Source organism: Citrobacter sp. Cpo090 (assembly GCF_030332665.1).
GTDB lineage: Bacteria > Pseudomonadota > Gammaproteobacteria > Enterobacterales > Enterobacteriaceae > Citrobacter > Citrobacter portucalensis.
The window spans coordinates 518,272-541,786 of sequence record NZ_JAOWHK010000038.1; the positions used below are offsets into that span (position 1 = coordinate 518,272).

The window sequence follows — 23,515 nt, forward strand, 5'->3', positions numbered from 1 at the left end:
CCTGAAGGTCGGTTGCTGACTATCAGATGATTAAAATTTCCAGTATCAGAGCCTTAGGTTTAGTAGGAGGGAACTTACGTCATTAACATTAACACGTAGAGTTGACAATGATATATGAGGGTAGGAAAAGCGTGATCTGATTCAGGAAATTTTATTCGGCAAAGATGCAGCATGTAAACGACGGTTCGTTGAATATGATTCAGGATTTATATCCACAAACTCACTCACCCTGAACGTTACATTAGCCAGGTTATTCAACACTAATTTATCGTGATTCTAATCACAATAACTTTAACTGCTAATAGACAAAAAATCGCCATACTATAATGATGGGTTATGTTTAATAAGAGTTGATACCTAATGATTAGCTTATTTAATACATATCTGACTTCTAAGTGGTTCAACATCGATACGATGATTGTCAATCATCGCCCATAATTTTTTCTCCTTTCCTTTTCATACAACTTGCACAGGAATAGGTTGGTTTTCTGTCCTTTTTGTATGCTCTGAATAATCCATAATTTATTGACTGTACAATCTTACTATACCTTTCTTGCGCGTAAATACAGGCGTAGGTCTACGGTCATGGAGATGTACGGATAATATTTATATGGTCTATTCATCAATATTTAAAGATGCTTCGGTAATTCATTTTTTTTGAGTTGCTGCAGGCGTGATATGTGTATATCTAATACAGGAAATATTCCATGAATAACTTTAAACATTTACCAGAACCATTCCGCATTCGTGTTATTGAACCCGTAAAACGCACAACACGGGAGCACCGTGAAAATGCGATTGTTAATTCTGGCATGAACCCGTTCCTGCTTGATAGTGAAGATGTATTTATTGATTTGTTGACAGACAGCGGTACTGGCGCTATCACCCAAAATATGCAAGCAGCAATGTTAAGGGGAGATGAAGCATATAGCGGAAGTCGTAGCTACTATGCACTTGCTGATGCGGTTAAAAATATTTTTGGATATCAGTACACTATCCCAACTCACCAGGGACGAGGTGCCGAGCAGATTTATATTCCTGTGCTGATCCGTAAACGTGAGCAGGAAAAAGGGTTGGACAGAAGTAAAATGGTTGTATTCTCAAACTATTTCTTCGATACAACTCAGGGACACAGTCAAATTAATGGCTGTACCGTTCGTAATGTTTATACCAAAGAGGCATTTGATACAGCGGTACGTTGTGATTTTAAGGGGGATTTTGACCTGGATAAACTGGAGGAAGGTATCCAGGAGGTAGGGCCAAATAACGTTCCTTATATTGTCGCTACGATCACGTGTAACTCTGCGGGGGGCCAGCCGGTTTCACTGGCAAACCTGAAGGCGACGTATCAACTGGCGAAGAAATACGATATTCCCGTAGTGATGGACTCTGCCCGATTTGCTGAAAACGCATATTTCATTCAGCAAAGGGAAGCTGCTTATAAAGGCTGGAGCATTGAGGAGATTACCCGCGAGACCTATAAATATGCCGATATGTTGGCCATGTCGGCGAAGAAAGATGCGATGGTGCAAATGGGGGGACTGCTCTGTATTAAAGATGACAGCTATTTTGATGTCTATACTGAATGCCGTACGCTTTGTGTGGTGCAGGAGGGTTTCCCTACCTATGGTGGTCTGGAAGGCGGAGCAATGGAACGTCTGGCAGTTGGTCTAACTGATGGTATGAATCAGGACTGGCTGGCCTATCGTATTGCACAAATTCAGTATTTGGTTGATGGTCTTGAAGCCATTGGGGTGACCTGTCAGCAAGCCGGTGGGCATGCGGCTTTCGTGGATGCAGGAAAATTACTACCGCATATTCCTGCTGAACAATTCCCGGCACAGGCTCTGGCATGCGAGCTTTACAAAGTCGCTGGCATTCGCGCAGTAGAGATTGGCTCATTTTTACTGGGCAGGGATCCTAAAACGGGGATTCAGCTACCGTGTCCGGCAGAGCTGTTACGTTTAACCATTCCGCGTGCGACATATACCCAATCGCATATGGATTTCATTATTGAAGCCTTTAGCCATGTGAAAGAAAATGCCAAAAATATTAAAGGATTAACTTTTACATATGAACCTAAAGTTCTGCGTCACTTTACTGCCAAATTAAAAGAAATCTGATAGTTAATTATTTGCCATGAATGGCTGTATTCCATAGCCATTCATGGCTCACGTTTTTATAGAAATAATATGATAGTGAACATATACAATTTATGATAAGAGGCTCGTATGGAAGAAAATGCCAGTTCAAAGCATTCATCCTTTTGGGGGATTATGGTGATAGCCGGCACCGTAATTGGCGGAGGGATGTTTGCATTACCTGTTGATCTTGCCGGTGCCTGGTTTTTTTGGGGCGCATTTATACTAATTATATCCTGGTTTTCAATGTTGCATTCAGGATTATTACTTTTGGAAGCAAACTTAAATTATCCTGTCGGTTCTAGCTTTAATACTATTACGAAAGATTTGATTGGCAATAAATGGAATGTAATCAGCGGTGCGACGGTTGCCTTTGTTTTGTACATATTGACTTATGCCTATATTTCAGCAAACGGTGCCATTATTAGTGAAACGATATCTATGCATTCGGATAGCCAGGTTAATCCAAGGATCATAGGTGTGTGCACTGCGCTGTTTGTAGCAGCTGTATTATGGTTTAGTTCATTGGCCGCTAGTCGAATTACATCATTGTTCCTTGGGATAAAAATTCTTGCTTTTGTTATTGTTTTTGGTTCGCTTTTCTTCCAGGTCGATTACTCAATTTTAAGTGGTGTGAGTGAAGTAAACGAAGAGAGTCGTTCGTTTTTTCCTTACATATTTATGGCTATCCCTGTATGTCTGGCTTCCTTCGGCTTTCATGGTAATATTCCCAGTCTGATCATCTGCTACGGAAAGAAAAAAGATAAACTGATTAAAAGTGTTGTACTGGGCTCTTTTCTGGCACTGGTTATCTATTTGTTCTGGCTATACTGCACGATGGGTAACATCCCTCGTGAGAGTTTCAAGGGTATTATTGCTTCTGGTGGCAATGTTGATGCTTTGGTGGGATCCTTTTTGGGAACAAATCAGAGTGGCTTAATTGAATTTTGTTTGCTCGTCTTCTCTAATTTAGCCGTGGCCAGTTCTTTCTTTGGTGTTACATTAGGATTATTTGACTTTCTTGCTGACCTGTTCAAGTTCGACAATTCTCATTTTGGACGATTTAAAACAGTAATGCTGACATTTTTACCGCCAACGTTGCTTTATCTGTTATTCCCTAACGGCTTTATCTATGGGATCGGTGGAGCTGGATTATGTGCAACGATCTGGGCTGTTATTATTCCGGCGGTGCTGGCATTGAAATCAAGGAAAAAATTCCCTAATCAAATATTTACTGTATGGGGAGGTCGGATTATCCCTGCCGTAGTTATTCTTTTTGGTATTGTCGTGATCTTCTGTTGGTTTGGTAATGTACTGAATATTTTACCAAAACTGGTGTGAGAGATAGCGGATAAGAATCTGGGTTTTAGATGAGTTTGTCCAGTTATCACCAGTATGCATCGGTATTGATCCGCATTTCCTTCAGGTAAACAGTATTAATGGATAGCAAAATGATAAAGAGGATGAAAAGGATTTTGCCAGGCGTGGCTTTTCTGCTCGCAGCACCTTCGGTGGTTGCCACCGAGGGAAACGGGCCAGGTATTTATCCTGATGGTCTGGAAAACTATATGTCAGGGGCTCTTCCTGCCGAAGGCGTACATGTTCTGCTGTATGGAGGCAGCGCAAGGTATGATCACGTGCGCGATAACAACGGACATGATATTTCAGGGCCGGGCTTCAGTATGAACGTTAATATCCTGGCGCCGCGCATTATTTGGGTCACGGAGCAGCATCTTCTGGGGGGACAGTTGGCTTTTCATTCTATCCTGCCGCTGCTTGATGTCACGGCTAAATCGTATGGACGAAAATATACCAGCCAGGGACTGGGGGATATCACGCTGGGTTCAGCATTGGGTTTTCATCCTTCCCCCAATCTTCACTTTGTGTTGGGGATGGATCTGTTTGCGCCAACAGGTGATTACGACCGGTATGATCCCTCAAGCCTGGGGCGAAACTATTGGGCTGTGCAGCCGGTATGGGCAATTAGCTATATCCCACAAAAGGGCGTAAATGCGGATATCAAAATGATGTATGACTTTAATTTCCGTAACGAGGAGAGTCATACACGGTCAGGCCAGGCTTTTCATGCCGATTATGCCCTAGGATGGGCTGTGGGAAATGGTTGGGTGGTTGGAATTGGGGGTTACGCATTCATGCAGACAACCAATGATGATGGGCCAAACTCAGCTTCAGCAAAATCGCAGGCCTTTTCAATCGGTCCTTCTGTCCGTTATGCCAACGACAGGGGCTGGCTACTGACGTTGAAATGGCAGAAAGAAATGGATGTGCGCAACCGGCCTGAAGGATCCCAGCTTTACCTTAAAGCTTCTATTCCACTTTAGCATCGCAAAAATAGCCCGCTTCATATGAAGCGGGCTTGCTTGTTTTTGCGTCAATTAGAACTGGTAGACTAAACCGACGGCAACGATGTCGTCTGTTGCGATACCATTGCTTTCATAGAAGCTGTCGTCTTCGTCCAGCAGGTTGATTTTATAATCAACATAGGTGGACATGTTTTTGTTGAAGTAGTAAGTCATGCCCACATCAACATATTTGACCAGGTCTTTGTCGACATAACGCCAGTTACCACGACTGACTTCCTGACCACCTAAATCGCTACCTTTAGATTGCAGGTAAGCGATGGAAGGGCGCAGACCAAAGTCGAACTGGTACTGAGCAACGGCTTCAAAGTTCTGCGTTTTGTTAGCAATACCGCCTTTTGCTGAGCCATCATTATTTTTTCCGCTACCGTATGCTGTCATGTTACGGGTTTCAGAATACATGGCTGCCAGGTAAACATTATAGGCGTCATATTTTGCACCCACGGTCCAGGCATCCGCTGTTTCACCGCCAGCATATTTATTAGCATAGCTACGATCGCCACGACCAGCAGCAACTTGCTCGTTAGTACGGTCAGAACTGGAGTACGCCGCACCGAGGCTTAAACCGAAGTCGAAGTCATAAGAGGTGGACATACCGAAACCGTCGCCGTTTTCTTTCGCCAGTTTACGGTTTGCACTGTTACCAGAACCTTCCTGGCCTAAGCTGCTACCTTCATTATTACCCTGGTACTGCAAGGCGAAGTTCAGGCCATCAACCAGACCAAAGAAGCCGTTATTACGGTAGGTGGCCACGCCGTTAGCACGACCAGTCATATACACGTCAGTCTGGGTGTAGGAGTCACCGCCAAATTCTGGCAGCATATCGGTCCAGGCTTCTACGTCGTAGACCACGCCATAGTTACGACCGTAGTCGAAGGTACCGTTTTCGCCAAAACCTAAGCCGGCAAAGCCCAGACGAGTCCAGGAATCACCATGGTCACTTTCGGTGCCGTTGGCCATAATTTGATATTCCCACTGACCGTAGCCGGTGAGCATATCGTTGATCTGGGTTTCACCTTTGAAGCCCAGACGTGCATAGGTCTGATCACCATCGCTGCTAGCATCGTCAGAGAAATAACGCAGACCATCGACTTTACCGTACAGATCCAGTTTATTGCCGTTCTTATTATAGATTTCAGCCGCATTTGCTGCGCCTGCAGCTAATAAAGCAGGGAGAAGCAGTGCCAATACTTTTCTTTTCATTATGTATTCCCTTTGCATGATAATTAAAATGAATATGTAGTACTATCCAAGTAACTACATTTTGATACTATCTATGAAGTTCATTTAATTTAAAATATAACATGTAACAAATATATTTAAAATATTTCTAAATATTTCTAAATTGTCCTTTTATAACCATGAATGTATGTGTGTTACATTGACATTTGTCGTGTAAATCATTTTTAATCAATGCGTTATGTATATCGTATCATTTATTTATAATGTGTATTTTATTTGTGTGAGGAATTTGTTTTTGTTATTTATATAATGTTGTTGTTGATATTGAAATTATGGGTTTTATAAATTCATGAGGGTTTTGTTTTCGTTGTGATAATAAAAATTAATTATGTAATGGGGCAGGCAGTGGTTTGCAATGAAAATTGTTGCTAAGGTGATTTTCTTTCTACCAAGGGAGATAGCATGGAACTGCACGACTGGCAGTCGCAATTTGAAGCCTGGTTAGCTGATAACCATTCCGGACAAGATGCTGCACATGACATCTTTCACTTTCGACGTGTGTGGATGACGGCGCAAAAGCTGAGTACAGATGCAACTGTGGACTGGCTGGTGGTGCTGACCGCATGCTACTTCCACGATCTCGTCAGCCTGCCGAAGAACCATCCTGAGCGTCATCGTTCGTCGGTACTGGCAGCTCTGGAAACACGTCGCGTTTTGATGCGCGATTTTCCGGATTTTCCACGACAGCGGTTATCGGCAGTGTGTCATGCCATTGAGGCGCACAGTTTTAGCGCCAAAATTGCGCCAGAAACCCTTGAAGCCAAAATCGTGCAGGATGCAGACCGGCTTGAGGCGCTGGGTGCAATCGGTTTAGCGCGCGTCTTTGCCGTTTCAGGGGCGTTGGGGGGTGCGCTGTTTGATGCGGAAGATCCGTTTGCCCGAAAGCGTAGCCTTGACGATAAACAGTACGCGCTCGATCACTTCCAGACCAAGTTACTGACGTTGCCGTTGACGATGCAAACCGAACAAGGGCGGCATTTGGCGCAACATAATGCGGATTTTTTACTGACGTATATGGCGAAGCTGAGTGCGGAGCTAAAAGGAGAATACGAAATGCTGGATCTTGACGCGATTCAACCCTTTAAAGCACGCTAGTCGCCAGTACGGCTGAAACGTCAACCGTGCTAATTTATGTTAATCTGTCGGTTATCCATTTCTGCCGGTTAAATGTATGCAGGATAATTTTTCAGTAGCAGGCTCCATGAACCCAATGACAGATGAAAACGAGGCCGACGTGCAGGTGGTGTTGGCCAAGTTGCTTGAAATATATGACGTGAAAACGCTGGTTGCTCATCTGAATGGCGTTGGCGAGAACCGCTGGAGCCCGGCCATCTTTAAGCGAGTAGTTGCTAATGAAACATGGCATCGCCTCAGCGACCGCGAGCTTATTCATCTGAATACTTTGTTGCCGAAACCACCTGCGCATCATCCGCACTATGCTTTTCGCTTTATCGATCTTTTTGCCGGCATTGGCGGCATTCGTCGCGGCTTTGAAGCGATTGGTGGGCAGTGCGTGTTTACCAGTGAGTGGAACAAGCATGCGGTGCGCACCTATAAAGCGAACAATTACTGCGATCCGCTCCAGCACCGCTTTAATGAAGATATTCGTGATATCACACTCAGCCATCATGACGGGGTGAGTGACCAGCAGGCGGCAGAACATATTCGCCAGCATGTACCTGAACATGACGTGCTGTTGGCCGGATTCCCATGTCAGCCATTTTCTCTGGCTGGTGTATCAAAGAAAAACGCGTTAGGGCGGGCCCATGGTTTCGCCTGTGATACGCAAGGCACACTATTTTTTGATGTGGTGCGCATCATCGACGCGCGTCGGCCCGCCATATTTGTGCTCGAAAACGTCAAAAACCTGAAGAGTCACGATCAGGGCAAAACGTTTCGCATTATTATGCAAACGCTGGACGAACTGGGTTATGACGTGGCGGATGCGGCGGATAACGGTCCGGACGATCCGAAAATTATCGATGGGCAACATTTTTTGCCTCAACATCGCGAACGTATCGTGCTTGTCGGCTTCCGGCGCGATCTGAATTTGAAATCAGACTTCACGCTGCGGGATATTGTCACGCGTTATCCGCGGCGACGTACGACGCTGGCGGAACTGCTTGAGCCGACCGTTGATGCGAAATATATACTGACGCCGGTGCTGTGGAAATACCTCTATCGTTATGCGAAAAAACATCAGGCGCGGGGAAATGGATTTGGTTATGGCATGGTGTATCCCGGTAACCCTGATAGCGTAACGCGCACATTATCTGCGCGTTATTATAAGGATGGGGCGGAGATCCTGATTGACCGTGGCTGGGATATGGCGCTGGGTGAAAAAGATTTTGACGATCCGCAGAATCAACGACACCGCCCACGCAGACTTACGCCCAGAGAGTGCGCGCGTCTGATGGGGTTTGAATCTCCGCAGGGCTATCAGTTCAGGATCCCGGTGTCAGATACTCAAGCTTATCGCCAGTTTGGTAATTCGGTGGTCGTTCCGGCATTTGCGGCGGTGGCCAGGCTGCTGGAGCCGAAAATCAAACAGGCGGTTGCTATTCGTGAGAAAGAGAACCTGCATGGCAGACGTTCACGATAAAGCAACACGCAGTAAAAATATGCGGGCGATAGCTACCCGCGATACCGCAATTGAAAAACGCCTTGCCAGCGTGCTGACAGAGCAGGGGGTAACGTTTCGCGTGCAGGATGCGACGTTACCCGGTCGCCCCGATTTTGTGGTGGATGATTATCATTGTGTGATTTTTACCCATGGCTGCTTCTGGCATCATCACAACTGTTATCTCTTCAAAGTCCCCGCGACACGAACGGAATTCTGGCTGGAAAAAATAGGCAAAAATGTCCAACGTGATGCGCGGGATTGTGAAAAGTTGCGGGTTTTGGGCTGGCGGGTACTGATTGTCTGGGAGTGCGCCCTGCGCGGTCGCGAAAAGCTGGACGATGAAGCGTTATCTGAACGAGTCATCGAGTGGATCTGCGGCGGTGGCGACACCGCGCAGATCGACACTCTCGGTATTCATTTATTGTAACGTCTATTCCGACGGGGCCGCAACGGCGTCCGCTTTAACAGGGAACAGGTATTTCCCCAATGTTACCAGCACCACAGCAAACACGATCACGCCGAGCGCCAGCCATTCGATAGGGGCCAGTCTTTCTCCCCCCAGACCGGTCCCTAACAGCACGGCAACAACCGGATTGACGTAGGCATAGCTGGTGGCTAGCGCCGGGCTGACATTGCGGATCAGGAACATATACGCATTAATGGCAATAATGGAGCCAAACAGGGCCAGGTAAGCCACCGCCATAAAGCCTGAAAATGTTGGCATGGTGGTCAGTTTTTCTCCAGAGAGTAGCGACGCGCACATCAGCACAATACCAGCAGCTAACATTTCAATGGCTCCGGCCATCATGCCAACGGGTAGCGTAATGCGTGAACCGTACACCGAGCCAAACGCCCAGCTTATCGAACCGATCAGGATTAAAATAGCGCCCCACGGATTGCCACTTAAATTGCCTCCGCTGTTCAGCATGATGATCCCTGCTAGCCCAATCGCTATTCCCAACCATTCCAGCTTGCGCGTTTTGATGCCAAAAAAGTGGCTAAAACACAGCGTAAATAACGGGACGGTGGCGACCACCACGGCGGCAATACCGGAAGGGACATTTTGATGTTCTGCGACGGTGACCAGCCCATTACCCACAGCCAGCAGCAGGATACCAATTAACGCGGCGTTCAGGATTAGGCGTAAGGGGGGCAGCTTATGCCCGCGAATAAGTAAGAAACTTGTTAATAAAATTCCCGCGGAGAGAAAACGTACGGCTGCCATCATTAACGGCGGCCAGCTTTCAACGCCAATGCGAATAACGAAGTACGTGGAACCCCAAATGATGTACAGCGCGAATAGCGCACTGAAAAGCGGTAACAATTGCCTGAAACGCATAATCCCTCACGGTAGAAATAAAAAGGTGCAACATAGTAAACGTCAAAACTATCTTACTGGCGAGATTTATAATTACGTGTCGATGTTAAAAACTTGTTGACCAGAAAGGTCAGTTTCAGCATGGCGTGTTTTACTTCATACTTATGACTGCAAAAAAATAATATTGAGGGTAAAAATTTTGGCAGGAAGTAGCTTACTAACCTTACTCGATGATATCGCCACGCTGCTGGATGATATCTCAGTGATGGGAAAACTGGCCGCGAAAAAAACCGCGGGCGTGCTGGGAGATGACCTGTCGCTTAATGCGCAGCAGGTATCGGGCGTGCGGGCTAACCGCGAACTCCCGGTAGTCTGGAGCGTGGCGAAAGGATCGTTTGTTAACAAAGTTATTCTGGTGCCGTTGGCATTATTGATAAGCGCATTTATTCCCTGGGCGATCACCCCCTTATTGATGGTAGGCGGGGCATTTCTCTGTTTTGAAGGGGTGGAAAAGGTTCTGCATACCCTGGAGGCGCGTAAGCACAAAGAAAGCCCGGAAGAGCGTCAGCAGCGTCTGACTGCTCTGGCCGCACAGGATCCACTCACCTTTGAGAAAGATAAAATCAAAGGGGCAATACGTACCGACTTCATTTTGTCTGCCGAGATTGTCGCGATTACGCTGGGTATTGTCGCGGACGCACCCTTGCTGAATCAGGTGTTGGTGTTATCAGGTATCGCGTTAGTGGTGACTGTGGGCGTATATGGCCTGGTCGGGATTATCGTTAAGCTTGATGACATCGGGTACTGGTTGGCAGAAAAGCGCAGCCTGCTTGCCCAGTCTCTGGGGAAAGGGTTGCTGGTGGTTGCCCCCTGGCTTATGAAAACACTTTCTGTGGTCGGCACACTGGCGATGTTTTTGGTGGGAGGCGGCATTGTGGTACACGGAATATCGCCGCTGCATCATGCGATTGAACATTTTGCTCAGCAGCAAAGTACATTGATTTCGCTAATGCTTCCGACCCTGCTTAACCTGGTGCTCGGATTTATCATCGGCGGGATTGTCGTTCTGCTGGCAAAAGCTGTCGCCAGACTGCGCGGAGTTTCGCACTAATTGTTACAGGACTGATTACGCAAAACGCCTCTTTGTCATCTAAGGTGTAAAGGTTTCTCTTGATACAGGAGGCAGGTATGGTCTTTTCTGTCAGTGAGGAAGTCACCTCCAAAGAGGGTGGCCCACGTATGATCGTTACCGGGTATGCCAGCGGAATGGTGGAGTGTCGCTGGTACGACGGCTTTGGCGTTAAACGGGAAGCATTCCGTGAAGATGAACTGGTGGTGCCGGGCGAGCGAAGACAGCTCTGTCAGGATGCCTGAACATTTGCTCGACCGTAACCAGGTGATCTCTCACCTATTAGTTATATTTATCATTCCGGTGAGAATTATTTACTTGTCAGGCAAAAAAATTGCAGATAAGGTTTGGTTCACATCAGATTTTCTGGTGTAACGAATTTACAAGTGCTTCTTGCATAAGCAAGCTTGATCCCGACCCGATAAGGGCCGGGATTTTTTTCGCCCTCAGTCAGCGATTGATCTCCGACACGCTAAAGTCATGGATATCAAGCTCGAACGCATCGGCCAGTTCATGCCATGTATGGTAATCTCGCCCGTCGACGCTCACGCGCTCCGGGTCATCCTGGCTGCGATGAATTTCACTCTCGCAGATTTCGTTGATTGCCTTTAGCAGCGCGTCGACATCGACGCTGACTTCACGTTTGGCCGTATCGCTGTACTCTTTCGCGGTTTTCATCCTCATACCTCTCAAGCGTTAAGGATACCGGGGGAGCGTACCCAAACATCGAATACGCACAACTTAAGTATAGACCGTCGATAAAACCCGCAATCGCGCGTGCACAGCGCTGCCAGAAAAAGGAAATTGTTCTACACTGGCACAAAGCCACAGGAGGAAAACTATGAAGGTGAATGATCGGGTCACAGTCAAAACGGACGGCGGTCCTCGTCGACCGGGCGTGGTACTGGCAATCGAAGAGTTTAGTGAAGGCACCATGTACCTGGTTTCGCTGGAAGACTACCCGCTCGGTATCTGGTTCTTTAATGAGTCAGGTCATCAGGATGGTATCTTTGTGGAAAAAGTAGAGTGACATGAGTTCCGCTGTTTGATTCTGACTGGTGGAGTCGCCACCAGTCAGAACGTTTTAGCGCATATTCACAAAGATACCATTGGTGACGTTATCCGTAAGCCTCACAACGTGATAGATAACTTGCTTATTATGCGTCTTAATCTTTCGTTTTATATTCCCCTTATGGGATGACACCGTCTTGGCTTTGATATTCATTTGATCCGATATCTGTATTGTTCCCTGGCCCTCCATCCACATTCGCAGCATGCTGGATTCGGTTCGACTTAATGATAATGTCGGCAGATTCACATCAATAGCAATATCTACTTCTTTTTTCAGAATATCGCCAAGTAGTTTATCCAGTGAGTCAGGTTTAATCGATTTAGAGCTAATCAATAAATTTTTTCTGACGAGTAGATATTCATCAAAATGCACGTTGGCAATTGCCATAAACACAATAAATAATGTGCTGGGATGCTGATTAATGATTTGCTTTATTTGCTGGCTATTAGCAGGATCGTGGATAAAGCAGTCCTCATTAATAAACACCACAGCAGGTTGTTGAGAGACACAGGCGAGACTGAGTTCATCAACGTTGGAAATGTTGTTGATTTCCCTTTTTTTCACCCCCCGACTTACCAGATATCCGGTTAACCCTAGTCGGGTGTAACTGCATAAATCCATAATAATCGTTGACATGGCATACCCTCACTCAATGCGTAACGATAATTCCCCTTACCTGATTATTTCATCACAACTAAACGGAATAATAATGACCCAAGATGACGCTTTCGCTGTTTTTCAGGCGAATTTACTATCCCGTAAAGTTGCGTATAATTTGCCAGGAAACATCTTAAAGTAAAGTGAATGTTGCGTTATGTGAGTGAGGCAAAAACAAATAAACCGCGACAGAGATATCCTGGTGGATGTTGTCACTTTTTAAATTTAGGACAATCCTTAGTAAAACAGGATAAAAATTAAGGGTTATTATTTTCCTGGCATTTCGCTGACGATATCGGCCAGTAAATTAAAAATTTCACTGAATAATCGTTCGCAGAATGGCGCAATTAATGGCATTAGCGCCGCCATCAGTGAAATACCTACGGTCAGAGTGAGAGGAAAGCCGATGACGAAAACCGACAGCTGTGGCGCCATGCGATTTAACAAACCAAGTGCGAGGTTCAGCGTGAGCAGTAGCGTCATTACCGGCAGGGCCAGCATTAGTCCGTTGAGGAAAATCAGGCTACCTGCCCGTGCCAGCGCGAGAAACGCATTGCTGTTCACCGGATTGCCGCCGATGGGCAGAGTATGAAAAGTATCTACCAGCAGCGAAATCAGCCATAAATGGCCGTTAAAGGTCAGGAACAGCAGCATGGCGAGCATGTCGATCAGTCGTGCCAGAACCGGCATATTCAGACGGCTACCGGGATCGAAGAACGTCGCGAAGGAAAGGCCCATTTGCAGGCCAATTAATTCCCCGGCGGTACGTACTGCGGCAAACGCAAACTGCATGGTGAAGCCTAAAGCGATACCGATCAGGATTTGTTGCATTGCCTGCCATAGCGCGCCAACAGAAAAGATGGGAACGTCAACGGCGGGAATCGACGGGGCGATAACGACGGTTATCATCAACCCCAGCCCCAGCTTTACCCGTTTAGGGATGGCTCGTTCACTGAGGATGGGAGCCGTTGAGATGAGCGCCAGTATGCGCAGCAAAGGCCAGAAGTATAAATTCAGCCAATGGAGCCACTCAACGCTGGTCACCTGCAACATAACGTTGTCTACCCGATGATATAGGGGATATTGCTGAACAGCGTACGCACGTAGTCGAGCAGCAGGTTAAGCATCCACGGGCCAGCAACAATGATGGCAATAAACACCGCGACAATTTTGGGAATGAAGGACAGCGTCATTTCGTTAATCTGGGTCGCCGCCTGCAGAATACTAATGATAAGACCTGTGACGAGAGCGACTAACAACAAAGGCGCGGCAAGGGCCAGGGCGACTTTCATCGCCTCTGTGCCCATCATCATGACCGATTCAGGAGTCATTTCGCGCCTCTAACTGTAAAAGCTTTGTGCCAGCGAGCCGACAAGTAGCTGCCAACCATCTACCAACACAAATAGCATCAGCTTGAACGGCAACGCGATTGTGGCTGGCGGTACCATCATCATCCCGAGCGCCATCAGCACGCTGGCAATCACCAGGTCGATAATCAGAAACGGAATAAAAATGGTAAAACCTATCTGGAATGCTGTTTTCAGCTCACTGGTGACATAAGCAGGCAGCAAAATTCGCATCGGCACGGCTTCTGGTCCCTGTAACGGGCCGCTGTTTGCTAAGCGCGCGAAGAGTGCCAGATCGGCTTCACGGGTCTGGCGCAACATAAACTCACGCAGCGGCTGGGCGCCTTTCTCCATGGCTTCCTGCATGGAGATCTTCTCTTCGCTGAACGGTTGGTAAGCGTCAACGTAGATTTTATCGATCACCGGCGACATGATGAAAAAGGTCAAAAAGAGCGCCAGGCCCAGGAGCACCTGGTTAGGCGGTGCAGAGGGGGTACCCAGCGCATTTCGCAGTAGACCGAAAACGATGATGATGCGGGTGAAGCTGGTCATCATCAGCAAAATTGCAGGCAGGAACGTCAGCGAGGTGATGAACACCAGCGTCTGCACGGGCAACGTCCAGTTTTGTCCGCCGCCCGGCAACGGCTGACTGACCAGACCCGGGAGTTGGGCGAGGGCAACGGGGCTGAAAAGCCACAAGCCTGCCAGCGTGAGGGATAACAAACGGCGCATCAGGATCTCCCAGGACGCTTCAGCAAACTCTTCATCATGGCCTGGAAATCCGCAGGGGAGGCCGTTTTTTCTTCTGCATCGGCAGGTGCCGGGGGCAGGGTGTGCAGGACGTTAATCTGTGAGGCTGTGACACCCAGTACCAGACGGGCATCTTCGACCTCGACAATCACCACGCGCTCACGTGGACCTAATGAGGTGCTGGCCGTGACTTTCAGCCCGCGTGTACCGGTACTTTTGGGGGCAAACCCCAGACGTTTAATGACCCAGGCCGCCGCCAGGATCAAGATGATGATCCCGAGCAGCGCGCCGCTTACCTGCACCAGCGGTGAGCCAGGAACGGCGGCGGGTTGAGAAACGGTAGCCTGGGTATTCATGATTAACGGCTCAGACGGCGCATACGTTCAGACGGGGTGATAATGTCAGTGATACGCACACCGTATTTATCCGCGACCACGACGACTTCGCCCTGGGCAATCAGGTAACCGTTGATCAGGATATCCAGCGGCTCGCCTGCCAGACCATCCAGTGCGACAACCGAACCCTGCGTCAGACGCAGCAGCTCTTTGATGGTCATGCGGGTACGGCCCAGTTCGACGGTCAGCTTGACCGGAATGTCCATGATCAGGTCGATGTCCTGCAAAGCACCGCTGACGTCGCCGCCACCTAACTGCTGGAATACTGCATCGGCCGCACTTTTGGTGGGCGTGGTTTTTTGCTCGTTTAACGCGTCAGCCCACAGATCGTCCAATGCGCCAGTGTTCTCATCGGACGGATTATTCATATCACTCATTTGGGCTGTTCCTCATTCAGCGAATTCAAAATCGGGTTTATCAGATGTTCTACGCGTAACGCATACTGACCGTTTACGGTGCCATACTGGCTGGTCAGCACAGGCACGCCGTCCACATGAGCAATAATGCGGTCGGGTTTCTCAATCGGCAGTACATCGCCGGGTTTCAGTTTTAAAATCTGGGATAGCCGCAGCGGAATGTCGGCAAAGTTTGCCACCAGCTCCAGCTCAGAATGCTGAACCTGACGCACCAGATTATTGCGCCAGTTCTGATCTTCATTACGCGAGTTTTCCAGCGGCGGATTCACCAGCAGCTCACGCAACGGTTCAATCATGCTGAATGGCAGACAGATGTTAAATTCACCGGTCAGGTTGCCAATTTCAACGTGGAACGGGGTGTTCACCACAATGTCGTTCGGAGAGGTGGTGATATTGGTAAATTTCACCTGCATCTCGGAACGAACGTATTCCACTTCCAGCGGGTTGATGGCCTTCCACGCGTCGCTGTAGCTTTCCAGCGCCAGCTTCAGCATGCGGTTAATAACGCGCTGTTCCGTGTGCGTAAATTCGCGTCCTTCGACTTTCGTTGGGAAACGACCGTCACCGCCAAACAGGTTGTCTACGGCGATAAATACCAGACTCGGTGAGAACACCACCAAACCCGTACCGCGCAGCGGCTTCAGGTGGATTAAGTTCAGGTTGGTCGGAACCGGTAAGTTGCGCGCAAATTCATGGTATGGCTGGATACGGATCGCACCCACGGTAATATCCGGGCTACGGCGCAACAGGTTAAATAATCCCATTCGGAACTGGCGCGCAAAGCGTTCGTTAATGATCTCCAACGCCTGTAAACGCTCACGTACCACGCGACGCTGAGTGTTGGGATCATAAGGACGAATATCGCTTTCTTTTGCGATACCTGAAATGGGTTCGTCTTTGGTTTCGCTATCGCCGTTCAGCAATGCGTCGATTTCAGCCTGAGAAAGAATACTGTCGCCCATGTCTTTACCGCAGAATAAAAGCTGTATAAAGAACGTCGGTGACAACCTGTTTCGGCTGTCCAACAACGAGCGGAGTCGCCAGCGTCTCTTTAATGGCGGTAATCAGCTGTTGCTTACCTTCCTCAGTGGCGAGTGTGGCCGCATTCTGACGAGAAAACAGCAGCAGCAAACGGCTGCGCACTTCCGGCAGATATTCGTTAAGACGTGAACGTGTCGCCTCATCTTTCATGCGCAGCGTGATACCGATATACAGTACACGGTCTGCATCACCCAGATTGACGGTAAAGGTATCCAGCGCAAAGAACACCGGGGCTGGCGGTGGAGCCGGTTCCGCTTTGACGCTGGCGGACGGCTGCTGCTGCATGCGCCAGTAGCTATAACCCGCAGTTGCGCAGGCGGCGAGGGTAATTAATACCAGCAGAGGGATCCAAATAGCGCGTTTACTTTTTTTGTTAATCGCGGAGTCAGTCATCAGATACGGGCTTCCTGTTTCGGTACAGCTTATGGGCTGATTATCCCGTGTCCTCTCCACGACAAAGCGTGGAAAAGACGCGGATAATCATGCTACCTCTGGCGTTAGGCGAAGATGTCTACTGCGCCATCGCCGCGGGCAGCGGCTTGCAGCGAGGCTGGGGTTGCCAGTATTGCGTCATCTTCAGCGGCAAAAATGTCTTGTCCTTGAGCACGACCAGATTGCTGTTGCTGTCCGGAAGACTGCTGATGGCCAGCGAAGCTTTCACTGCTGATGTTGCTTTGCCCCAGTTGGATCCCGCTTTCAGCCAACTGCGTACGCAGCATCGGTAATGCGGCTTCCAGTGCGGCGCGCACGTGACTGTGCGGTGATACCATCTGCAGCTGCGCGAGGTTATCGTCCAGCTTGAGCGAAATATGTACCTGACCCAGGTCCTGCGGATGCAGACGCAGTTCTGCGCTTTGCTGACCCTGGCGCGTGAACAATGTGACGTGCTGACTCAGCGATTGCTGCCATTCATGGCTACCTAACGGAGCGCTTAACACTGGCGCGGCCGTCGGTAACGGTTGTGCGTGTGTTGGTGGACCACTTAGCGGGGCCGCAGTCATACCAACGCTGGTCGGTGATGGGGTGCTGTCGATTTCAGCTCTGGCGTTCACCGCCGCCGTCAGCGGGGTTAATGTTGGATTGTTTGCCTGATTAGCACCACCGCCAGCAATCGTGACATCCGCTTTGCCTTTTTTGGCATCACCCGGCAGTAATTCGTCTGCATTATCAGTCGCCGCGCCCTGTACAGCGCCACGTGATAACGCTGAAAGTGTGGCATCAACTGGGGCTGGAGCGCTGTCGACGGCAGGCGTAGCCGGCGGTTGTCCTGGTAGCATGGCGAACAACGCGCTGAGGTTGGCGAGATCGTCATCACTCAGCGTAGTATTTTTTTCGTCCTGCTGAGCGACTTTGCCCAGAGTCGTCAAAGCATTAGCTTTCAGTGAAGGCGTGAGGGCGGACAACAATTGCTGAGCGTCCGTCATGTCGGCAAGAGAAGCCTCGGTTTTCAGCTCCTGTTGCGCCAGCAGATCGGTTAATTTGACCGACTGTGTGGCATCACCATTTTTTTGCAGTAACCCTTTTTGCAGCTTACTGCTGGCCGCCTGTAAGTCGGCAAACGACAGAGGAGCATCTTTACCCTGCGCGTCGCCCGCACCTAATGCACCAGCCAGCAGCGCTAAAAAATCCTCGGGTGAATCTACCGCTTTGCCTGACTGAAGACCTGCGGCTACGTCGGTGTCGGTGGTAATCAGTTGGGGTAAAGTAATCATTCGGGTTTCCTCATAGCTGCGCGCTGAGCAAATTCATCCATTTTTTTCTGATCCAGACGGTTTTCAGCCAGTAACGCTGCCGAGGTTTGTCTGTCCTGCAACGTCTGCCACGCCTGTAATCGCTGTTTTTTGTCGCGCCAACTGTTCAACGCCATGTCCACTTTTTGCGTCCACTGATTGAGCTGTTGGCGGTGTTGCTCAATCGCTTTTTCCAGCGTCTGAATAAATTGCTGGTAGTTAATCCAGCGATTGCTGGTAATACCCTGGCCCATATCGGCATTCAGATTGTTGCGATACTCATGCTGATAATCGATCAGCATTTTTAACTGTTCTTCCGCCTGCTGACAGCCACGACGCATCTCTCCTAATAAGACAGCGGCGTCATCTACCTCTTTTTCAGCCAGGTCTTTCAGTGTTGCTAACGCACCATGTTGTGCCATGACCTATGCTCTCCTGCTTAATCACACACCAGGGAAAATCAGTTCCAAAGCTTGTAGAGAATCTTCCCAGTCAGCCCGTTCAAAAATGCCTTGCTGTAAGAATGCTTCCAGCTGTGGCCATAAGGCGATGGCTTTATCCAGCATCGGATCGCTGCCTTTAGCATACGCCCCCACGCTGACCAGATCGCGGTTACGCTGGAAGCTGGATAGCAACTGTTTAAAGTTGCGCACCCGTGCGTAGTGTTTTTCACTAATGAGCGCGGTCATGGCGCGGCTGATCGAGGCTTCAATATCGATGGCCGGATAGTGACCCGCCTCGGCTAAATGACGAGACAGCACAATGTGGCCGTCAAGAATCGCGCGCGCGGAATCGGCAATCGGGTCCTGCTGGTCGTCGCCCTCGGTCAGTACCGTATAAAACGCGGTGACTGAACCGCCGCCGTGGATACCGTTTCCGGCCCGTTCAACCAGCGCCGGTAATTTGGCGAATACTGACGGCGGATAACCTTTGGTTGCCGGTGGCTCGCCGATCGCCAGGGCTATCTCACGTTGCGCCATCGCATAGCGGGTGAGGGAATCCATAATCAGCAATACGTGCTGCCCGCGATCGCGGAAATCTTCGGCGATGCGCGTGGCATAGGCCGCGCCTTGCATACGCAGCAGCGGCGAGACGTCCGCCGGAGCGGCAATCACTACCGAGCGTGCGCGACCGTCAGCACCGAGAATGTTTTCGATAAAATCTTTAACTTCGCGGCCACGTTCGCCAATCAGGCCCACGACGATAACATCGGCCTGGGTATAGCGCGCCATCATGCCGAGCAGGACGCTTTTACCGACGCCGGAACCTGCGAAAAGTCCCATACGCTGGCCGCGACCTACGGTTAACAACGCGTTGATGGGACGTACGCCGGTATCCAGGACGTGTTCTATTGCGGTACGTTGCAGCGGGTTAAACGGCGGTGTAATCAGCGCGCCGGTTTCGGTGGTATCCGGGGCGGGCAGTCCGTCGAGCGGTTTGCCGCTACCGTCCAGCACCCGACCCAGCAGAGCAGGGCCAAGCGGTAATTGCTTCCCGCTTTGCAGACCTTCTCCGGCAATGTTTTTTGCGTAAACTCGCGCGCCGGGCAGAACGCCTTCGACCTCTTCGAGCGGCATCAGAAACAGACGTTGACCGTTAAAACCCACGACTTCGCTTTCAACTTCCTGGGTTTCGTTGCCATCCTGGCGTTCAATGACGCAGGTGGCACCCAGCGGCAGCTGTAATCCCGTAGCCTCCAGCACCAGCCCGGTTGCGCGGGTCAGGCGACCGTAACGACGCACTGCAGGCAGCAGCGACATTTTCTCTTCGAAGTTGTCCAGCGTATTGAGCCAGCGAGTCAGGCGAGTGGTCATTACACGACTCCCGGCGCTGCCAGACGGCAGAGTTCTTGCCAGCGTGTGGCGACGCTGGCATCCAGATCGCCTTCGTCGGCTGAGACTTTACAACCGCCGTGATGCAGCGTCGGATCGCCGCGCAGCCGCCAGCCGTGCAGGCTGAGAGTGGCACCGAGCATCTCCTCCACACGCTGGAGATCGTCCGGATGGACGCGTAGCTGCGGTTTACCGCTAAACAGCGGTTCCTGTTGCAATAACTGTTGGATCTGCTTAATCAGCGCAGCGTTATCCACGATAGGCGTCTGACCAATCACCTGACGCGCCGCCTCCAGCGCCATTTGCATCAGGCGTGAGGCAATGACGCTGTCCAGTGCGTCCAGCGTATTCTGAAACTCGCTCACCAGCTGCTGCATGCGGGCATGGATCGGCGCATGCTGCGCGCGCGCCTGGTTCTGGCCTTGCTCCAGTCCCTGGCTCAGACCTTCCTGATAACCTTGCTCGTGACCTTTTTGTCGACCTTCTGCCAGCCCCGCGTTATACCCTTGCTCATGGGCCTGCATTTGCAGCTGCGCAAGCTGTTGTTCAAGCTGTTGCTCTGCGGAAAGCTCGGGCTCTTCCGTCTCTTCTGACAGCGGCGTTTCGCTGTGGTCGGCCAGCACGAACTCTGCCATCGGTGGGGCGAGGTCGTCCGGGGTCCAGACTTTCCACGGCAGTTCGTTAGACATAGGTATCCTCGCCGCTGCCGATCACCATCTCGCCGGTTTCCGCCAGACGACGCACAATAAGCAGAATTGCTTTCTGTTCGTTTTCCACCTGCGACAAACGCACCGGGCCGCGGTTGGCAAGGTCGTCGCGCAGAATATCGGCAGCACGTTGCGACATGTTGCGCAGGAACTTCTCGCGTAGCGGCTGTTCGGCACCTTTCAGGGCAATCAGCAGCGATTCGGAATCCACTTCCTGCAGCAGGCGCTGGATACTGCGATCGTCGACGTCCACCAGGTTTTCGAACAGGAACATTTCGTCGATAATTTTCTGCGCCAGTTCGCCGTCGAATTCGCGTACGGCGGTAATAACTGCTTCTTCCTGCTGGGTTTTCATCAGGTTGATAATTTCGGCCGCCGTTCTCACGCCGCCCATTTTGCTGCGCTTGAGGTTCTGGCCATCGAGCAGGCCGTTCAGTACCTCGGTCAGTTCTGCCAGCGCGGCAGGCTGCACGCCGCCGAAGGTGGCGATACGCAGCATCACGTCGTGACGTAAACGCTCGTCGAACAGCGCCAGGATATCGGCAGCCTGGCCCCGTTTGAGGTGCACCAGAATGGTGGCGATAATCTGCGGATGCTCGTCGCGGATAAGGTCGGCGGCGCTTTGCGGCTCCATAAAGTTGAGTGTTTCAATGCCGCTGGTGGTATCGCGGGTTTCCAGAATATCTTCCAGCAGGCTGGAGGCGCGTTCCTCGCCCAGCGCTTTCACCAGCACGGAGCGCAGATATTCGTTGGCGTTGATATTCAGCGCGGCAAACTGTTCTGCTTCCTGCTCAAACTCGGCCAGCACTTCCGTCAACTGTTTGTTGGAGATCTGGCGTACGTTCGCCATCGCTGTACTGAGCGCCTGAACTTCGCGCGTGGAAAGGTGCTTAAACACCTCCGCCGCGCGATCTTCGCCAATGGTCATCAACAGGATGACGCTTTTATCGGTACCGCTAAGATTACTCATGGTCGTTACTCATCCACTGGCGAATGACCAGCGCCACGACGCGCGGATCGTTATCTGACATTTCACGAATACGCTGGCTCATCACTTCTGCACCCAGACGCTGATTCGTACGACGCTGCTGGGTCTGCTCGTCTTTGCTGAGGCGAACTTCTACCGCTTCTTCGGTTTCCTGACGGATACGCGTTTGTTCTTGTACCGCTTTTGCTTCTTCGCTGCGGCGAACCAACTGCGGGCGAACAACCTTACGCCACAGGATCCAGGCAACAAGCAGAACCAGTAACCAACGGCCAGCGGTCATCAACTGTTCAATAAAGGCCTGCTGTTTCCAGAACGGCAGCTCGCCAATGGAATCGTCGGTCGCCGTGAAGGGCGAGTTCACCACGTTCAGGGTATCGCCACGTTTGTCGGAGAAACCCATCGCTTCGCGGGTCAGGTCCTCAATCTGTTTCATCTGATCGGCGGTTAACGGCAGCGGTTTGCCGTCCGGCAACGTTTTATAGTTGACCACCACAGCCACCGAGAGACGCTGCACATCGCCGACGTTCATTTTGGTGTGGCGAATGGTACGGTCGACTTCATAGTTGCTGGTTTCATTGCGCTGCGTACTGCGCGGACCGGCATTATTGTTGTTATTTGCCGTCTGCGTGGTTTGCGCATTTTGCTGATTAGCCGGTGGGTTAGCGATTGGCGCGGTATTAGCCGGTGCTGGCTGATTGGACAACGCGCCCGGTACACCGCCCGGCGCTCCGCTCCCGATCTGCTCGCTGACGTTTAACTGGCGTGAACGCAGCACGGCCTGGGACTCATCACCGTTTGGACGGTACTGTTCTTCGGTTTGCTCTTTATTAGCAAAATCCAGCTGCGCGGTGACCTGTGCATGTACGTTACCGTTGCCGACAATCGGCGACAGGATCGATTCGATACGACGCTGAACGCGGCCTTCGACATCGCTGGCGTATTTCAACTGCGCATCGTTAAGATCGCGGCTGCTGGTGTTTGACTGAGTTAACAGATGACCCGCCTGGTCGACCAGCGTAACGTTGCCCGGCGGTAACCCGGCGACAGCGCTGGAAACCAGATGCGTAACTGCACTGATCTGACCTTCATCCAGTGCGCGACCCGGCTCAAGATTCACGGTCACGGAGGCCGAAGGCGCTTTTTGCTCACGCACAAACAGCGACGGTTTCGGCATTGCCAGATGCACGCGGGCGCGTTTTACCGGTCCCAGGGTTTCAATGGTACGGGCTAATTCACCTTCCAGCGCACGCTGGTAGTTGACCTGCTCGCTAAACTGGCTGATACCAAACTTTTCCTGATCCAGCAGTTCAAAACCAACGGCGCCGCCTTTCGGCAGGCCTTGTTGTGCCAGACGTAAGCGCAGTTCGTGGACTTTATCGGCAGGAACTTCTATAGCACCGCTTCCCTCAGTAAAACGATAGGGAACGTTCATCTGCGTCAGTTGGGTGACAATCGCGCCACCATCCTGATCGGAAAGATTGCTGAACAGCGTGCGATAGTCAGGCGCTTTGGCCCACAGGACCATCGCCACGATGATAGCGACGGCAGCGGCTCCCGCCACAATCAAAGGAATTCTGGGATTCGCGCGCAGGCGGTTTAACCACTCGAGAGGTTTAAGCTGGGTTGCAGTCGATGCTGTCGCACTCATCTCGCACCTCGTGGCTTATCGTGGACGGCGTTTTTTGCAAAGTGGAACAAGACTCACTCCCGGGTCAGCAAACTCGAAAAATTGACGGTCTCATTATTT

Annotated in this window: 26 protein-coding genes and 1 pseudogene; 10 read left to right on the forward strand and 17 right to left on the reverse strand. The window is 50.4% G+C overall.

What is annotated here, in order from left to right; genetic code table 11:
- Positions 1-360: 360 nt before the first annotated feature.
- From tnaC to OGY83_RS24910, 4 genes are all read left to right on the forward strand, one after another.
- On the forward strand, positions 361-438 hold the full coding sequence (gene tnaC / locus OGY83_RS25235) for a tryptophanase leader peptide (RefSeq protein ID WP_103771344.1): 78 nt from the start codon (positions 361-363) through the stop codon (positions 436-438).
- A gap of 269 nt (positions 439-707) precedes the next feature.
- Positions 708-2,123, forward strand: coding sequence for a tryptophanase (tnaA, locus tag OGY83_RS24900; RefSeq protein ID WP_123267437.1), 1,416 nt, complete (start codon positions 708-710; stop codon positions 2,121-2,123).
- A 108-nt stretch (positions 2,124-2,231) separates the two neighbouring features.
- Positions 2,232-3,482 carry a low affinity tryptophan permease TnaB gene (tnaB, locus tag OGY83_RS24905; protein ID WP_191228528.1) on the forward strand — a complete coding sequence of 417 codons (1,251 nt, stop codon included), beginning with the start codon at positions 2,232-2,234 and terminating at the stop codon, positions 3,480-3,482.
- Positions 3,483-3,580: 98 nt separating this feature from the next.
- A complete protein-coding gene (locus tag OGY83_RS24910) occupies positions 3,581-4,483 on the forward strand; it encodes a SphA family protein (protein ID WP_286637141.1) in 903 nt (300 codons plus the stop codon).
- Positions 4,484-4,537: 54 nt separating this feature from the next.
- Here OGY83_RS24910 and ompC read toward each other — a convergent pair whose 3' ends face one another.
- A complete protein-coding gene (gene ompC / locus OGY83_RS24915) occupies positions 4,538-5,725 on the reverse strand; it encodes a porin OmpC (RefSeq protein WP_286637142.1) in 1,188 nt (395 codons plus the stop codon).
- Positions 5,726-6,166: 441 nt separating this feature from the next.
- Between ompC and OGY83_RS24920 the strand changes: the two genes are divergently transcribed.
- The 3 genes from OGY83_RS24920 (at position 6,167) to OGY83_RS24930 (ending at position 8,814) form a co-directional block, all read left to right on the forward strand.
- Positions 6,167-6,859 (forward strand): phosphohydrolase, encoded by a 693-nt coding sequence (locus OGY83_RS24920; protein ID WP_286637143.1) that lies wholly within the window; start codon positions 6,167-6,169, stop codon positions 6,857-6,859.
- 76 nt (positions 6,860-6,935) lie between these two features.
- A complete protein-coding gene (locus OGY83_RS24925; protein ID WP_286637144.1) occupies positions 6,936-8,366 on the forward strand; it encodes a DNA cytosine methyltransferase in 1,431 nt (476 codons plus the stop codon).
- Positions 8,347-8,814, forward strand: a complete 468-nt coding sequence (locus OGY83_RS24930) for a very short patch repair endonuclease (protein WP_079939978.1) — start codon at positions 8,347-8,349, stop codon at positions 8,812-8,814. The genes OGY83_RS24925 and OGY83_RS24930 overlap by 20 nt, the downstream gene beginning before the upstream one ends.
- Before the next feature lie 3 nt (positions 8,815-8,817).
- Here the strand turns inward: OGY83_RS24930 and yedA are convergent, their stop codons facing one another.
- A complete protein-coding gene (gene yedA / locus OGY83_RS24935; RefSeq protein ID WP_286637145.1) occupies positions 8,818-9,726 on the reverse strand; it encodes a drug/metabolite exporter YedA in 909 nt (302 codons plus the stop codon).
- 175 nt (positions 9,727-9,901) lie between these two features.
- On the opposite strand from yedA, the gene OGY83_RS24940 reads away from it, so the two are divergent.
- Together OGY83_RS24940 and OGY83_RS24945 are read left to right on the forward strand one after the other, a co-directional pair.
- Positions 9,902-10,816, forward strand: coding sequence for a DUF808 domain-containing protein (locus tag OGY83_RS24940; RefSeq protein WP_286637161.1), 915 nt, complete (start codon positions 9,902-9,904; stop codon positions 10,814-10,816).
- Positions 10,817-10,893: 77 nt separating this feature from the next.
- On the forward strand, positions 10,894-11,079 hold the full coding sequence (locus tag OGY83_RS24945; protein WP_003030415.1) for a YodC family protein: 186 nt from the start codon (positions 10,894-10,896) through the stop codon (positions 11,077-11,079).
- A gap of 205 nt (positions 11,080-11,284) precedes the next feature.
- On the opposite strand, the gene yodD is transcribed toward OGY83_RS24945, so the two are convergent.
- Positions 11,285-11,512 carry a YodD family peroxide/acid resistance protein gene (gene yodD, locus OGY83_RS24950; RefSeq protein WP_003030417.1) on the reverse strand — a complete coding sequence of 76 codons (228 nt, stop codon included), beginning with the start codon at positions 11,510-11,512 and terminating at the stop codon, positions 11,285-11,287.
- 163 nt (positions 11,513-11,675) lie between these two features.
- On the opposite strand from yodD, the gene dsrB reads away from it, so the two are divergent.
- The gene (dsrB, locus tag OGY83_RS24955; protein WP_003030419.1) at positions 11,676-11,864 is read left to right on the forward strand and encodes a protein DsrB; all 189 of its coding nucleotides are present in this window, start codon (positions 11,676-11,678) and stop codon (positions 11,862-11,864) included.
- Between the two features lie 54 nt (positions 11,865-11,918).
- Here dsrB and rcsA read toward each other — a convergent pair whose 3' ends face one another.
- The 14 genes and pseudogenes from rcsA to fliF form a co-directional block, all read right to left on the reverse strand.
- Positions 11,919-12,542 (reverse strand): transcriptional regulator RcsA, encoded by a 624-nt coding sequence (gene rcsA / locus OGY83_RS24960; RefSeq protein ID WP_003030421.1) that lies wholly within the window; start codon positions 12,540-12,542, stop codon positions 11,919-11,921.
- 278 nt (positions 12,543-12,820) lie between these two features.
- Positions 12,821-13,616 (reverse strand): annotated as a pseudogene (fliR, locus tag OGY83_RS24965) (flagellar biosynthetic protein FliR).
- 8 nt (positions 13,617-13,624) lie between these two features.
- Positions 13,625-13,894, reverse strand: coding sequence for a flagellar biosynthesis protein FliQ (gene fliQ, locus OGY83_RS24970; RefSeq protein ID WP_003030425.1), 270 nt, complete (start codon positions 13,892-13,894; stop codon positions 13,625-13,627).
- A 9-nt stretch (positions 13,895-13,903) separates the two neighbouring features.
- On the reverse strand, positions 13,904-14,641 hold the full coding sequence (gene fliP, locus OGY83_RS24975) for a flagellar type III secretion system pore protein FliP (RefSeq protein ID WP_003834056.1): 738 nt from the start codon (positions 14,639-14,641) through the stop codon (positions 13,904-13,906).
- Positions 14,641-15,018: a flagellar biosynthetic protein FliO gene (gene fliO, locus OGY83_RS24980; RefSeq protein ID WP_286637162.1), complete on the reverse strand. Its 378-nt coding sequence runs from the start codon at positions 15,016-15,018 to the stop codon at positions 14,641-14,643. The genes fliP and fliO overlap by 1 nt, the downstream gene beginning before the upstream one ends.
- On the reverse strand, positions 15,018-15,431 hold the full coding sequence (gene fliN, locus OGY83_RS24985) for a flagellar motor switch protein FliN (protein ID WP_003030433.1): 414 nt from the start codon (positions 15,429-15,431) through the stop codon (positions 15,018-15,020). The genes fliO and fliN overlap by 1 nt, the downstream gene beginning before the upstream one ends.
- On the reverse strand, positions 15,428-16,432 hold the full coding sequence (gene fliM, locus OGY83_RS24990) for a flagellar motor switch protein FliM (RefSeq protein WP_003030434.1): 1,005 nt from the start codon (positions 16,430-16,432) through the stop codon (positions 15,428-15,430). Before fliM ends, fliN begins: the two co-directional genes overlap by 4 nt.
- A gap of 4 nt (positions 16,433-16,436) precedes the next feature.
- Positions 16,437-16,904, reverse strand: a complete 468-nt coding sequence (fliL, locus tag OGY83_RS24995; protein ID WP_003030435.1) for a flagellar basal body-associated protein FliL — start codon at positions 16,902-16,904, stop codon at positions 16,437-16,439.
- A gap of 104 nt (positions 16,905-17,008) precedes the next feature.
- Positions 17,009-18,223 (reverse strand): flagellar hook length control protein FliK, encoded by a 1,215-nt coding sequence (gene fliK / locus OGY83_RS25000; protein ID WP_286637146.1) that lies wholly within the window; start codon positions 18,221-18,223, stop codon positions 17,009-17,011.
- Entirely contained in the window at positions 18,220-18,663 is a 444-nt protein-coding gene (gene fliJ / locus OGY83_RS25005) for a flagellar export protein FliJ (RefSeq protein ID WP_079939973.1), read from the reverse strand. The genes fliK and fliJ overlap by 4 nt, the downstream gene beginning before the upstream one ends.
- A gap of 21 nt (positions 18,664-18,684) precedes the next feature.
- A complete protein-coding gene (gene fliI, locus OGY83_RS25010; RefSeq protein ID WP_003030440.1) occupies positions 18,685-20,055 on the reverse strand; it encodes a flagellar protein export ATPase FliI in 1,371 nt (456 codons plus the stop codon).
- A complete protein-coding gene (gene fliH, locus OGY83_RS25015; RefSeq protein WP_003834049.1) occupies positions 20,055-20,762 on the reverse strand; it encodes a flagellar assembly protein FliH in 708 nt (235 codons plus the stop codon). Before fliH ends, fliI begins: the two co-directional genes overlap by 1 nt.
- Positions 20,755-21,750 (reverse strand): flagellar motor switch protein FliG, encoded by a 996-nt coding sequence (gene fliG / locus OGY83_RS25020; protein WP_048211311.1) that lies wholly within the window; start codon positions 21,748-21,750, stop codon positions 20,755-20,757. The genes fliH and fliG overlap by 8 nt, the downstream gene beginning before the upstream one ends.
- Complete coding sequence (gene fliF, locus OGY83_RS25025) at positions 21,743-23,416, reverse strand: flagellar basal-body MS-ring/collar protein FliF (RefSeq protein WP_286637147.1); 1,674 nt, start codon at positions 23,414-23,416, stop codon at positions 21,743-21,745. The genes fliG and fliF overlap by 8 nt, the downstream gene beginning before the upstream one ends.
- Between the last annotated feature and the right edge of the window lie 99 nt (positions 23,417-23,515).

Coding starts and splice junctions, on each gene's coding strand:
- tnaC (WP_103771344.1), top strand. CDS start 361: ATGATTAGCTTATTTAATACATATCTGACTTCTAAGTGGTTCAACATC.
- tnaA (WP_123267437.1), top strand. CDS start 708: ATGAATAACTTTAAACATTTACCAGAACCATTCCGCATTCGTGTTATT.
- tnaB (WP_191228528.1), top strand. CDS start 2,232: ATGGAAGAAAATGCCAGTTCAAAGCATTCATCCTTTTGGGGGATTATG.
- OGY83_RS24910 (WP_286637141.1), top strand. CDS start 3,581: ATGGATAGCAAAATGATAAAGAGGATGAAAAGGATTTTGCCAGGCGTG.
- ompC (WP_286637142.1), bottom strand. CDS start 5,725: ATGAAAAGAAAAGTATTGGCACTGCTTCTCCCTGCTTTATTAGCTGCA.
- OGY83_RS24920 (WP_286637143.1), top strand. CDS start 6,167: ATGGAACTGCACGACTGGCAGTCGCAATTTGAAGCCTGGTTAGCTGAT.
- OGY83_RS24925 (WP_286637144.1), top strand. CDS start 6,936: ATGCAGGATAATTTTTCAGTAGCAGGCTCCATGAACCCAATGACAGAT.
- OGY83_RS24930 (WP_079939978.1), top strand. CDS start 8,347: ATGGCAGACGTTCACGATAAAGCAACACGCAGTAAAAATATGCGGGCG.
- yedA (WP_286637145.1), bottom strand. CDS start 9,726: ATGCGTTTCAGGCAATTGTTACCGCTTTTCAGTGCGCTATTCGCGCTG.
- OGY83_RS24945 (WP_003030415.1), top strand. CDS start 10,894: ATGGTCTTTTCTGTCAGTGAGGAAGTCACCTCCAAAGAGGGTGGCCCA.
- yodD (WP_003030417.1), bottom strand. CDS start 11,512: ATGAAAACCGCGAAAGAGTACAGCGATACGGCCAAACGTGAAGTCAGC.
- dsrB (WP_003030419.1), top strand. CDS start 11,676: ATGAAGGTGAATGATCGGGTCACAGTCAAAACGGACGGCGGTCCTCGT.
- rcsA (WP_003030421.1), bottom strand. CDS start 12,542: ATGTCAACGATTATTATGGATTTATGCAGTTACACCCGACTAGGGTTA.
- fliQ (WP_003030425.1), bottom strand. CDS start 13,894: ATGACTCCTGAATCGGTCATGATGATGGGCACAGAGGCGATGAAAGTC.
- fliP (WP_003834056.1), bottom strand. CDS start 14,641: ATGCGCCGTTTGTTATCCCTCACGCTGGCAGGCTTGTGGCTTTTCAGC.
- fliN (WP_003030433.1), bottom strand. CDS start 15,431: ATGAGTGATATGAATAATCCGTCCGATGAGAACACTGGCGCATTGGAC.
- fliM (WP_003030434.1), bottom strand. CDS start 16,432: ATGGGCGACAGTATTCTTTCTCAGGCTGAAATCGACGCATTGCTGAAC.
- fliL (WP_003030435.1), bottom strand. CDS start 16,904: ATGACTGACTCCGCGATTAACAAAAAAAGTAAACGCGCTATTTGGATC.
- fliK (WP_286637146.1), bottom strand. CDS start 18,223: ATGATTACTTTACCCCAACTGATTACCACCGACACCGACGTAGCCGCA.
- fliJ (WP_079939973.1), bottom strand. CDS start 18,663: ATGGCACAACATGGTGCGTTAGCAACACTGAAAGACCTGGCTGAAAAA.
- fliI (WP_003030440.1), bottom strand. CDS start 20,055: ATGACCACTCGCCTGACTCGCTGGCTCAATACGCTGGACAACTTCGAA.
- fliH (WP_003834049.1), bottom strand. CDS start 20,762: ATGTCTAACGAACTGCCGTGGAAAGTCTGGACCCCGGACGACCTCGCC.
- fliG (WP_048211311.1), bottom strand. CDS start 21,750: ATGAGTAATCTTAGCGGTACCGATAAAAGCGTCATCCTGTTGATGACC.
- fliF (WP_286637147.1), bottom strand. CDS start 23,416: ATGAGTGCGACAGCATCGACTGCAACCCAGCTTAAACCTCTCGAGTGG.